The sequence below is a fragment of the Streptomyces sp. NBC_00273 genome (assembly GCF_036178145.1).
In the GTDB taxonomy this organism is placed as follows: domain Bacteria; phylum Actinomycetota; class Actinomycetes; order Streptomycetales; family Streptomycetaceae; genus Streptomyces.
In genome coordinates, this window is record NZ_CP108067.1 from 97,341 (window position 1) to 109,064 (window position 11,724).

Here is an 11,724-nt window from a genome sequence, read left to right on the forward strand (position 1 = left end):
CACCTGACGCTTTCGGTGGTCCCGAAGAGCCGCGTGTAGCGTCACGGCACGACCGTACAAGTTCGTCATGGGAGAACGACGATGTCAGACTCGACACACGATCAAGCAGCCTGGCGCGGGTTCCGGCGATTATGGGCATCCACGGCCACGTCGAACCTCGCCGACGGGATGCTGCTGTCCGCCACGCCACTGGTCGCCCTGACCATCACCCGCGACCCCCTGGCCATCACCACGATCACCGCCATGCAGTACCTGCCGTGGCTGCTGCTCTCGGTACCGCTGGGAACTCTGGCGGACCGTGTTGACCGCGTGCTCCTGCTCCGCATGGCGAGCACCGCCCGGGCCCTGGGCGTCGGCTTCCTGGCCGTGGCCCTGGCCACCGGGCACGTGCACATCCTCCTGCTGTACGCCTTGTCGTTCCTGTTCGGCCTGGCCGAAACCCTGTATGACAACACCTCCTCGGCGCTGGTGCCCACCCTCGTCGAGGACCATCAGCTCGAACGGGCCAACGGCAGGCTCCAGGCGACCTACACTGTCGCCAACAACTTCGTCGGTCCCCCGCTGGGCGGCAGTCTCTTCGCGCTCGCAGTCGCCGCTCCCTTCGCCCTGGGCGCGGCTGGGTATGCCGTGGCCGCAGTGCTGTTGACCGTGCTTCCCCTCACGCGCAGCAAGCGGGCGCACGGCAGGGCCACGACCACCTTCGCGGAAGACCTCAAAGCGGGAGTGCGTGGCTTCACCGGCTCGCCCCTACTCGTTGCCCTGTGTGTGCTGTTCGGCGTGGGGAACCTGGCAAGCTCGGCCACCTACAGCCTCATCTCCCTGGCCGTGGTCGAACGTCTCGACGCGAGCCCTTCCGTCTTCGGTTTCGTCCTCGCCGGCGGTGCGGTCGGAGCCTTCCTCGGCGGCGTGTACGGCGACCGCATCGGCAAACTCACGCGCCCCGGTACGACCCTGCTCTGGACCACCGTCGTGTCCGGCGTGGCGACCGTCGCCCTGGGGCTGGCCGACCATGTCGTCGTCCTCAGCGCCCTGATGGCGCTGGACGGATTCGTCGTGGTGACCCAATCGGTCATCGCCGTGAGCCTGCGGGCCCGGCTCATTCCGGACCACTTGCTCGGTCGAGTCATTGCCGTCTTCCGTACGCTGTCGACCGGCGCATCCGCCCTGGGAGCGGTCCTGGGCGGTCTCTTGGCCCGCGCACTCGGCTTGTCCTGGCCCTTCATCATCGCCGGCGCCGTCGTCGTCGCTCTCGGGCCGGTCCTTTTCCACTGGCTCAGCAACGATCGCATCGCAGCAGCCCTCCCCATCAAGCAAACGGTTGAGGAGAAGGTCTGATGTTCGAGGGTGCACCACCACGCACGCGCCCTCAGCAGCCACCGTGCCGCAGCGTTCACGCGCGGGGTCACTCGTACGTCGTCCGCCCCTCATACGCCTCCGCCGTCACGATTGGCTACCGCTGCGCCCAGTGACGCTTCACGTGCTGCTGGGCCTGCACCACCGCGTGTGGCGGAGCGCAGGCGGTGTCGGGAGCCGCCGACGGGACGTAGGGCAGCCGTGCGGCCGGGCCGCTGACGGGGTCTATCCGCACCGGCGTCCGCCACCACAGCTCGCACCTCAGGCACGATCCGATGGCCCCCGCTCCCACGCTGGTACACGGGACTTCAGGGGTGGGTGCCTGCCGCGGCGCCATGGGGCGCAACCCAGCCGGCGTCGCGCCATGCGCGGCCGCTGGCCCCCAGCAGCTGTTCGGATCAGGGGCTCAGATCCAGCCTCGTTTCGTGGCCTGGGCCCCGGCCTGGAACCGGCTCGTGGCCTCAAGGCGTTCCATCAACGAGGCCATCATGCGCCGGATCGTGCGCAGCGACACCGCCAGGCTGCGCGCCGCCACCTCATCCGTGTCGCCAGCGGCGATGATCTCCAGCAGCTGACGTTCCATCGGGGTGAGGCCGTGGTCGTCCTCCTGTGCCGACTCGCCAAACGGAGCAGCGACGTTCCAGAGCTGATCGAAGAGGGCCTGGGCAAGTGCCACCACACCGGGACTGCGGACTTCAAGGGCCCCGTCTCGGGGCTGCTGCGGGTTCAGAGGGAGTACCACGGCTTTCCGATCGATCACGACCATCTGCAGCGGCACGATCGGTACGGTACGCATCCGCCCACCATGATGCGTGAGCCAGTGCACATAGGCGAGTGTGCCGCTGTCGTTGCGGAAGCTATCCCGGCATATTGCTCTGATAGCAACACCTCGACGCAATGCCTCCTCGTTGAGAGGCGTCGCTGCAGCCCTGGCGTCCGGTCGATGGGCGCCCCCCGGATTGAGCGAAAGGCACTCGAACTGTGCTGAACGCTGCAGTTCCTCTAAACGGGCTCGAACGGCATCGATTCCCTGCAGGACGACGGCTCCCTCTCCGCTCTGCTCCATCTGGTGATCCGCTGCAATGACGGCTATGGCGGCACGCGCCGTCTCCACCTGTGCCTGCCGCATGGCCACGTCCGCTTCCATCGAAGCGAGGAGGGAAGCCAGTCCGACGCTCGGGCTCACCGGGCGCACGCCCCCCGCCACATCATCCGACGGGCGCAGCAACGCCAGTTGCCCCAACTCGTCCAAGGCTGCCCGAAGGTCTGCCTCGCGCAGGCCCGTTTCCGCCGCCAGTCCAGCCACTCTGTGCTTCGGATGACGGAGCATCGACAGGTAGACGGTCTCTGCCGTTTTCGACAGCCCCAGCAAGTGAAGCAACGTGCCCCCAAAGAGGTGATCAACAAACCTGCCCGATGAGGATCACTTGTAAGTGAAGGAGTCTTCAAGAGCAGATGGAGCCAGGCACCAGCCTGGCCTTAACACCTTGTTTCGGGTCTGGCACGAGTTCCGTGGTGGGGACACGTAGCGGCCGATGGGCTGCTTCTTCCACTGGTCCAGGGTTCCGGTGCCGGACGAGCCACGGTGTCGGCGTTTCGGTGTCCTGCCGGGCAGTAGGTCCGGCACGGAGTGCGTCTCGGCGTCGATCACCACCGTTCCGTAGGCATGGCTCCTGCGCAGAGCGAAGTCGTCAACGCCCACCGCCCGCGGCTGGACGGCCGGCGGGTCGGGCTGGTTTCTCTTCTCGGCGTAGTGGTGTCGTGCGGGCCGTGATCCTCGTCTGCCGTGCGAGCCGGGCCCCGGTGGGCCGGCAAGGGTGGCCCGATCGCACCCAGTAGCGAGCGGAGCCGCTCGGTCGCCCGGCCATGACGATGAGTCAGGCCCTCCGGGACCTGCTCAGAGGATCTCCGCCTCTGGCACGAGGCATCAGCGCAGAGGAATCGTCGGACGCTCGGCTCGTCCTGGCCGCATGGGGGTACTGGCCCGGACTGATGCACCACGCGCCCAGCCTCAATGGTTGGCTCGCGTCTCACGCCGGATCCTCGACAGTGTCTATGGCGACCCAGCCGGGGCGGCTCACGCCTCCCGTCATGCCTCGTTGTGCGACGCCGCCGCCCGGATCTCCCCCGCGCTCACCTTCCCGGCCTTGGGGAGGTCGGGGATCTCCTGGTGGGGGTCGGGGATCTCGTCCGACCAGTGCAGCGTGTGCACCGCCAGGAGCTCTTTGTCCACCTTCAGGGCGAGGAGGTACTCGCGGCCGCGCATGACGAAGGTGGCGATCCCGGCCAAGGGCAGGGCCCGCCAGGCCGAGGAAGACTTCAAGGACGCCTTCCGCCATTGACCGAACACGGTATGCGGCCGTCGCGTCGGCGGGCCCCGACCTCCTCACCCCGGGTCGGGGCCCGGCCACGTTCCGCGCCGCAGCAGCTCGGGTTCAGCCCAGACGGGAACTGAGGCGCAAGCGCATCTCCCCCGCAGCACGACGGACCTCCTCGGACTGCGCGTCGTCGTCGAGCATCCCGAGGAGAATCATCAAAGCCCTCGCCTCGTCCCCGCTGATCAGCTTCAGGCGCGGCTCGGTGACTCCGTCGAGGAGCACGTCCAGCATCTCGTCCATGCCCGGCACAACGCGGTGCCGGCCGGGGCGTCACGAGTGGGCACAGTCTCGGCCTCTGGTTCCGCATCGCGGCCGCACTCCGATCGCCGCCCCGTCAACTCAGGTGCCCCTTCCTCGCGTTCACCCGCGGACACGGAGTTCACAGGGGGTATGACGTCCGCCACATGGGCTTAGGCAAGCTTCACAGGGGTCGACGGCGACTCACCGCCTATCCGAGACCCACCCGCCGCCCGCAACCTTAGAAGAGAAGGGCAATGTCAACCCTTGACGGGTGGCGGCTCTCTGTCATCGTCTCCATCGCGTGAAGGAAACGACACGTCCGATCCTACTGCGGCCGCGCCGCAGACCTCGGCGTCCCCTACCTCCGGCCAGCGGTACCGGCGGCGGGTGAAGGCGTTGGTCTGGCGTGCAGCGCTCAGTGCTGCCGGCATGGTTGGTGGGCGTGGTCGTCGTGACCGCGCTCGCGAACAGGTTCGCCCCCCTCTTCTGAACCGCTTGACCTGCGGGAACGGGGCGCAGGGGTCCGTTCCTGATGGTCGTGAACCGGGCGGTCGGACGGGGTCGGGGTTGCCTGCGCGGGCGGAATCGGTGACCGGTCCGCGGCGGGGGTGGTGGCCGGTGGGCCAGATGTCGGGGTCGGCGGGGGCCGATGCGGGTGAGGATGTCGCCGACGGTCTCGGCGTCGAGTCCGCCCTGCAGGAGGGTTTCCCATCGGTCGTGCAGGCGCCGGTACGGGAACCCGTCCGGGTCGTCGTCGAGCCGGGCGTCCTCTTTCCAGCGGCGCCACGCGCGGACCGGGCAGAAGTGCGCGCGGGAGCCGAACGGGACCTCGGCCATGCGCGGGGGGCCTTCGAGACCCGCACGTCCACGATGAGTCCCCGGTCTTCGGGGTCCTCGGCGACGTCGCGTCCCCGGTCAGCGGCCGCCCGTTTCGCGTCGTTTATCGCGTTGGATCAGGGGAGCTCATCCGACGCGATCCACAACCTGGCGGGCCGGCGCCGCGGCTCGCCCCCGACTGGGCCGGATAGTGGTTGCCCGGGGGCCACCCAGCCCGGCATGCATGCCAGGACTGGGACGCCGTCGCCGACCTCGGCGCGGTGCTCAACCGTGGCCGACGAAGCGGCTCACCGGCGTAGACCTTTACGGGGCGGGGGCGGGGTGCAGGGGGGTCGAGCCGAGGTTCTGCTGGTCCTGGGTGCCGAAGGTGGACCAGAAGGCTGCGGTGAGCAGGAGGAGCGTGCCGAAGGCGAGGTAGACGGGCCTGCCTCCGAAGCGGTCGAAGAGGAAGCCGGTGGCGAGGATCGCCCCGGCACTGACGACGCGGATGACGGCGTCGAGGAGCCCGTGCCAGGTGCCGAGCAAGGCGGCGGGGGCGCGAAGCTGAACGAGGAGTCCGGCCGACCTGAGGTACACGGTGAAGCCGAGACCGAAGAGGACGAGGGCGCCCGCGAGGATCCACTGTGTCCCGCCGAGTAGTGCCGCCGTCAGGGTGCCGGCGCCCGCGAGGGCGGTAGCCCAGCGGAGGCTGGAGTAGATGCCTTCCGGGCCGGCCTTCGCGACGACGAGGCCACCGATGATGGCTCCGATGGTGGAGAACGCCAGGAAGGAGCCGGCGCGGGCCGGCGACATGTCGAAGGTCTCCCTCATGAGGGACAGCAGGGAAAGGATGACCGTCGAGAGGGCGAGCACGGTCAGGGCGTGGAAGGTGAGGAAGCGGCGCCAGGCCGGGCTGGTGGCAAGGGTTCGCGCCACCGCGCGGCGGGACGGGAGGGGGGCGGGGGCGGGTTCCTCTTCGGGCGCAGCGCTGGCGGTCTTCACGCTGGTCGCGGCGTCAGACCCCTGCGCGTGGACGGACTTCGGGTGCGCGGATCCTGGCTGTCGGGCCACGACGGTGATGAAGGTAGCGAAGACGGCTAGGGCGATGACCTGGAGGCCAGCGGCGACGAGGAGGGCCTGGGACCCGGGGAGCAGGGCGATGACCAGGCCCGCCACGACCGGGGAGAGTAGTTCGGCGGACGAGCGGATGGTTGCGCCGATGCCCTGCACCCGGACGAGGGTATTGGCGTCGAGGATCCGCGGCATGAGCACGAACAGGGCCATTTCCCCGATGTGGTGGACCATGTCCACCGTGGCCGCCGCGACGACGATCGCCCACAGGTGGGAGGAGAGGAACGTGGAGCCGATGCCGATGAGGACGAACACGCCGATCTTGACGAGGTAGGCCACGACCAGGACGGTCTTCGGGTTACCTCGGTCTAGCAGGGGGCCGGCCGCGATAGAGGCGATGACCTCCACGCCGTAGCCCACGCAGTACACCAGGCCGACCGTGCTGACCAGGCCGGAGAGGTCCAGGGCCAGGTTGGCGAACGCGATGTCGTAGATGCCCTCGCTCATGGAACGGGAGGTGACGAGCACCGCGAAGACCACGAGTAGCAGCGTCAGCCAGCGTGACGCGGTGGGGAGCACGGCGCGGCCGGTCTTCGGCTCTTGCTGGGTCGTCGTCACTGGTAGGCCAGCTCTCGGACGACGTTGCCCGCGAGAGCGGCACCCGGCGCGTCAAAGGTCGGCAGTAATCCGTCGGCGTGGACCGGGACGAAGAGCTCGGGCAGGCGCGCGCCGCGGGAGTCGTGGACCTCGTACTCCACCCGGTAGTGGAGCGTCCCCCTGCCTCGGGCCCGCATGAGCACACCCGGTTCGATGGTCAGGACGGCCCGCGAGTCCTGCGGGAAGGGGAGGATCTGGCTGGCCCCGAAGGTGGGAGAGTCCGCGCGGCGGTCGACGAGTTGGAGGTCCATCTCGGGATTGTCGTACAGCAAGGGGGATAGCTTCAGAGTGAGATGGGGATGGGAGCTGAAATACTGCGGCCAGGATGCCGGAATGTCGTAAACCATGGTGTCGGCCAGCCCGTTCTCGACGTTGGAGCCGATGCCGTACGAGTCATCACGGATCGACTGGTATGAGCCGATCCCGGTGGTGACGGTGGCGAGTTCCGACGCGGGCAGAACGGGTTGCTGCCCTGTGAGGTCCCGGTCGATGAAGTAGCGGTGGAGCTCGCCGCCGATCTCGGCGGAGGCGACGACGCCCTGCTCGGTCGCGCCGCCGAGCCAGCTGCGGGACACCACTTTGGAGATCAGGAACTGGGCCGCCGTCGGCAGCTCGACGGTGTTGGCGACGGTCCGGGGGCGCGCGCGGTCCATGTCGGCGACGGAGTAGGTGGCGTTGTCGTCGAGCGGGGACCACTTTGAGGCGGGGTCCTGTGGCGCGTGGAGGGAGTAGTCGTTGCGGGTGGTTACGGTGCCGAGCTGCTCGAACCAGTGCGCGTAGCCCGGCGGGATGGCCAGTACGCACGATCCGTCGGCCGGGACATCGATCTTCAGCTTCCGGTCGTACTCCGGTGAGTCCGCCCGGCAGTCGTACATGTGGACGGTGACGGGTCCGGCGCCCGCCGGGCCGTAGAAGGAGAGCCGGTCGTACTGGCCGAGGTGCACCGCGTACTCCTCGTACGCAAAGTGCGGGCTGTGCACCATGTAGTGGTACGGCCGGTCGTTGCGGGAGGACCGGATGTGCCGCGCTCCCGGGAGGCCGGAGTCCGCACCCATCGTGCGAGTCTTGGTCATGATCAGGTGCGGCTTGGGGAAGGCGGACATGGACGTTCCTCTCTGCAGTGCTGGGATCCGAAGTGGTCGCGCGTGCCTGGGGCGGGTACACCGGACCGGTGCACCCGCCCCCAACGACTACCGCGGTGATCAGACGGTGGTGACGACGACACCCTCCGGGAGGGCGGCCTTGAACTCCGCCAGGTCGCCGAAGGAGCGCGAGGTGATCTGCTCCTCCGTGTCGGCGTCGATCATTGCCGAGGCGATCTTGCCGAGGATGCTGCGGAAGTACTCCGGGGTCTCGAAGTAGGGCTCCAGCGCGGAGCTCAGGCTCTCCAGGGCAGCGCGGGCGGCGGGGTCCGTGACGTCACCGGACATGGCGGCGAGCTCGGTCTTCCAGGCGGCGGTCTGGACACTGGTGATCGACATGATGTGTTCCCTTCGGTGGGTTCTTCGGTGGGGTTTCAGCGGGTGAGCGATATTGCTTTGGCTTCCATGCGCGCCAGCGCATGGAGAGCCGGTCCGGGCAGGTAGCGGTCGCTGTCCTGCTCGGGCCTGCTGGCGCCGGCATCGGACGGATCGGTGGTGGTGACGTCGCGGCCGAGAGGGTGGTCCAGGGCCCAGGGTTCGAGGTCCAGGAGTTCCATCTCGGAGCGGAGCCAGACACGGCCGGTTCCGGTGAGCCGGTACCAGGTACTAGGGGGGACGCGGACCCCGATGGTGGGGTCCCCGAGGCGGATCACGGAGTGTTCGCCGTCCGCGGTCACCACCTCGATCTGCGCGTCCGTGCTGCCCGCCAGCCACGTGAGGCGGCGGCGGGAGTATTCGTGGCGGACGAACCGGCCGCCGGCGCTGCCCTCGCCTGCGTCGGGGCTGTCCTGGGCCCGGCTGCCGTCCAGGTCCACTTCGAGGACGTCGGAGGTGCAGCTGTCGGTGGAGGGCACGACGGTGAAGGACTCGGGGCCCGTCAACACGAAGTTGTTGCGTGAGGCCCACGGGTGGATGTCGCTCCCCGTTTCGGCGGCCCGCCACGACGGCCTGAGCGTCGCGTAGGTGGTGTTGCCGCCGATGGAAACGCGGTATCGGGCGGCGTAGGCGCCCTGATCCTGCGCGTTGGTCTGCTGGGACATCCGGGAGAGCAGCAGGTGCGCGGCGACCGGCAGCTCGTGGCGGTTGGTGCGCACCACTGGAGCCTGCTGCGAGGAGCGTAAGAAGGACACGAGATCGTTGTCCGGTTCCCAGTCGGGGTTCTGGTCGGCGTACCAGACGGGTTCGTCGCGGGTCACGACTCCGCCCAGGCCGTCGAGGGTGTGGGCGATGCCCTTGGGGATGATCAGGACCCGGTAGGGCGAGACGGCCATCTTGATGGTGATCTCGTCGCCGAGCTGGGGCGAGTCTTCGCGGCAGTCGATCAGGTGCACGGTGATGCGCTGGCCCTCGCCGAAGAAGGTGAGTCGGTCGTCCTGGCCTACGTGGATGCCGTAGGCGGAGTAGGCGAAGTCCTTCTCGTGGGTGACGTAGTCGGTGATGCCCGGCCCGTTCGAGATGCGGGTCACCCGGACGACGCCGTTCGTGCCATCGCTCTCGCTCACGTTCGTGGTCTCCAGCCGCGCTCCTGGCAGGCAGAACTCCATGGAGGTGACGTCGTCGGGAACCTGGAAGGTCCCGATGTGGCGGCGTTCGGTGGTGCGGTCGAGCGCCGTACGTGACCCTGCGTCAGCGGTTTCGAGCATGGTGGGTTCCTCTCTCTTGCCTTCGTGGTGGTGGCCGACGCGCGGGCCTGGGGGGTGGAGAAGGGTGGAGGCATGCGTAAGGGCGGGGCGGGTAGGCAGGCGGGTGTCCTGCGCCGTTACCAGAACTCGCGGCCGTCACCGGCGTCGGCGGTGTCCGACAGCCTCCAGGCCGCGAGCCGTGGTGTGTGGGCGATGGCCCGCAGACACGCCGCGCGAGCGGTCAGTAGGGCCTCGGCCTCGCATCCGGCCAGGACGAAGAAGACCAGGTCGATCCGGTCTCCGTCGCCGCGTGTCCAGAGGTGCTCGATCCGGTCCACGGGATCGAAGTGGGCGGTGAGGAGTTCCCTGAGGTCGTCGGGCGCCGCAGGCGTTCCGTGGGAACCGACCAGCCGCATTGTGATCATGTACATGGCGCTCTCGCGTGACCTGGCACCGTCGGACTCCGGGTGGGATCGGCGTCAGATCAACTGGCCTGTGCCAGCTCCCTGACCGGTGTCGGTTCCGCCCTGGGGTGTCACCCAGCCAAACCCATCGTCGGCCCTGATCTGGTGCGTCACCCATCCGAACCCGTCATCGGCCACTACCTGCCCCGTTCCCCAGCCGAACCCGTCGCCGGCGGACGCACGTCCCGCGTCCTGCGCTCCATGAGAGACGGCTCCGGAGGTTGCGACGGCGACGATGAGAGCGGCGGATGCGAGCAGGACTGCGGCGATCCGGGACATGGAAAACTCCACCCTTCAGAATCAGCTTCTTTGTCTTCGTTGTCGCGTCCACCCCGTTCTGCGGGGTGTTGCGTTCGATGGCATAAGGCTGTCCCACGGCGGTGGCGGTGTCACTAGCCGCAGACGGGCGTCAAAACGCCAGGCGACTAGACGCCACCTCGGATCGCCTGCGGGCTTGAACACGTCCTGTCATATGCGGAAGGTTGCGCTCATGGGTGATCCTGACCAAGTCCTAACCAAAGGGGGACCACATGCTGCAATTACTCGGGCTCTCGCCCCATGCCGAGACCGTTTACCGGGCGACCCTGCTGCACCCCGACCACGGGGTCACCGATCTGATGGCGGACACCGGACTTCAGGAGAGGGTGATCCGCGCCGCGTTCGACGAACTGGCCGCGCTCGCCCTGCTCAAGCCGTCCGACCAGCGCGGGGGAAAACTGCGTCCCGTCAGTCCGGAAGTCGGCCTCACTACGCTGCTGGCCTCTGCCGAAGCCGACCTCGCGGCGCGCCTGGCCCAGGTGGAGACCACCCGGGCCGAGATCGCGGCGATATCCGCCGAACACCTCGGCACACGCATGTCGGACAGTGCCACGCGACTCGAAGGTCTCGACGCCGTCCGTACCCGGCTGGAAGAACTCCAGCGGACGACCGAGTTCGAGTGCCTATCCCTCAACCCCGGTGGCGCGCACAGGCCCGACGCCCGCAATGCCGCAACCCCGCTCAACGAGGAGGCTCTGCTGCGGGGCGTGGCCATCCGGGCCGTCTGCCGCGACAGCTTCCGCAACGACCCCGACACCCTCGCCTACGCCCGCTGGCTCATCGAGCACGGCGGGCAGATGCGTACCGTCCCCACCGTGCCCATCCAGATGATCATCGTCGACCGCCGGGCCGCGATCCTGCCCTTGGACCCGGATGACCCGCGCAAGGGCGCGATCGAGGTACACGGCTCCGGCATCATCACCGCCCTGTGTGCCCTGTTCGAGCTGTGCTGGTCAGCGGGGACGTCCTTCGGCGAACAGCCGCCCGCCAACGACAACGGGTGCACCCCGACGGAACGCGCGCTGCTGGACATGGTCGCCGCCGGAGACACCGATGAGGCCGCGGCCCGCAACCTCGGCATCTCGGTGCGCACGGTCAGCCGGATGATGTCGAGCCTGATGGAACGACTGGACGCGGCCAGCAGGTTCCAGGCCGGTGTAAACGCGACGAAGCGCGGGTGGCTGTAGAGCCACACCCCGATCCCATCAGAAACCCGCCACGGGATGGTCTCGGAGCCCGAACAGCTCGCCCCGACTCGGAGGGCAGCCGGAATGCGCCGGAAGCAGGCGATCGGCGGGTTGCGGCTCAGTTCCCTTCTGCCTGGACGTCGCGCACGCTCACGCCGCCTCGCCGAGGACTGCCCCACCACCACCGTCGTCTACGAACCGGCGCCGTAGGAGCCGATCAACCGCACCGGGCGGTCAGCGAAGTGACACAGCCAGACCCCGGGGCGCGCGTCCCGGGGCCCCGTGCTGCTCGGGGAATGCAATGGGGGCTCCGCAACGACGTCAGCCCGAACAAGGACCGCATCTAGGGCCTCACGGCTCCCCCACGCCGAGGAGAACGTCACCCGGCCCACAGATGCTCCGGACCGGCCGCGGTGAAGTGCTCGGCAACCTACTGGGCCGCATCCGGGCGCAGCGGAACCGTCCGGCATCAGGCA

The 11,724-nt window shown here is 68.6% G+C and carries 10 protein-coding genes; 2 read left to right on the forward strand and 8 right to left on the reverse strand.

The window, feature by feature from the left end:
- Nucleotides 1-81: 81 nt before the first annotated feature.
- Nucleotides 82-1,335: an MFS transporter gene (locus OG386_RS00385; RefSeq protein ID WP_328786188.1), complete on the forward strand. Its 1,254-nt coding sequence runs from the start codon at nucleotides 82-84 to the stop codon at nucleotides 1,333-1,335.
- 424 nt (nucleotides 1,336-1,759) lie between these two features.
- On the opposite strand, the gene OG386_RS00390 is transcribed toward OG386_RS00385, so the two are convergent.
- The 8 genes from OG386_RS00390 to OG386_RS00425 form a co-directional block, all read right to left on the reverse strand.
- Nucleotides 1,760-2,725, reverse strand: coding sequence for a LuxR C-terminal-related transcriptional regulator (locus tag OG386_RS00390; protein WP_328786189.1), 966 nt, complete (start codon nucleotides 2,723-2,725; stop codon nucleotides 1,760-1,762).
- Nucleotides 2,726-3,442: 717 nt separating this feature from the next.
- On the reverse strand, nucleotides 3,443-3,676 hold the full coding sequence (locus OG386_RS00395) for a hypothetical protein (protein WP_328786190.1): 234 nt from the start codon (nucleotides 3,674-3,676) through the stop codon (nucleotides 3,443-3,445).
- 112 nt (nucleotides 3,677-3,788) lie between these two features.
- The gene (locus tag OG386_RS00400) at nucleotides 3,789-3,971 is read right to left on the reverse strand and encodes a hypothetical protein (RefSeq protein ID WP_328786191.1); all 183 of its coding nucleotides are present in this window, start codon (nucleotides 3,969-3,971) and stop codon (nucleotides 3,789-3,791) included.
- Nucleotides 3,972-5,111: 1,140 nt separating this feature from the next.
- Complete coding sequence (locus tag OG386_RS00405) at nucleotides 5,112-6,476, reverse strand: MFS transporter (RefSeq protein WP_328786192.1); 1,365 nt, start codon at nucleotides 6,474-6,476, stop codon at nucleotides 5,112-5,114.
- Entirely contained in the window at nucleotides 6,473-7,618 is a 1,146-nt protein-coding gene (locus OG386_RS00410) for a hypothetical protein (protein WP_328786193.1), read from the reverse strand. Before OG386_RS00410 ends, OG386_RS00405 begins: the two co-directional genes overlap by 4 nt.
- 99 nt (nucleotides 7,619-7,717) lie before the next feature.
- On the reverse strand, nucleotides 7,718-7,996 hold the full coding sequence (locus tag OG386_RS00415) for a hypothetical protein (RefSeq protein ID WP_328786194.1): 279 nt from the start codon (nucleotides 7,994-7,996) through the stop codon (nucleotides 7,718-7,720).
- A gap of 35 nt (nucleotides 7,997-8,031) precedes the next feature.
- A complete protein-coding gene (locus OG386_RS00420; protein ID WP_328786195.1) occupies nucleotides 8,032-9,300 on the reverse strand; it encodes a hypothetical protein in 1,269 nt (422 codons plus the stop codon).
- Between the two features lie 116 nt (nucleotides 9,301-9,416).
- Nucleotides 9,417-9,710, reverse strand: coding sequence for a hypothetical protein (locus OG386_RS00425; RefSeq protein WP_328786196.1), 294 nt, complete (start codon nucleotides 9,708-9,710; stop codon nucleotides 9,417-9,419).
- A gap of 563 nt (nucleotides 9,711-10,273) precedes the next feature.
- Here OG386_RS00425 and OG386_RS00430 point away from each other — a divergent pair.
- Complete coding sequence (locus OG386_RS00430; protein WP_328786197.1) at nucleotides 10,274-11,248, forward strand: helix-turn-helix transcriptional regulator; 975 nt, start codon at nucleotides 10,274-10,276, stop codon at nucleotides 11,246-11,248.
- Nucleotides 11,249-11,724: the final 476 nt, after the last annotated feature.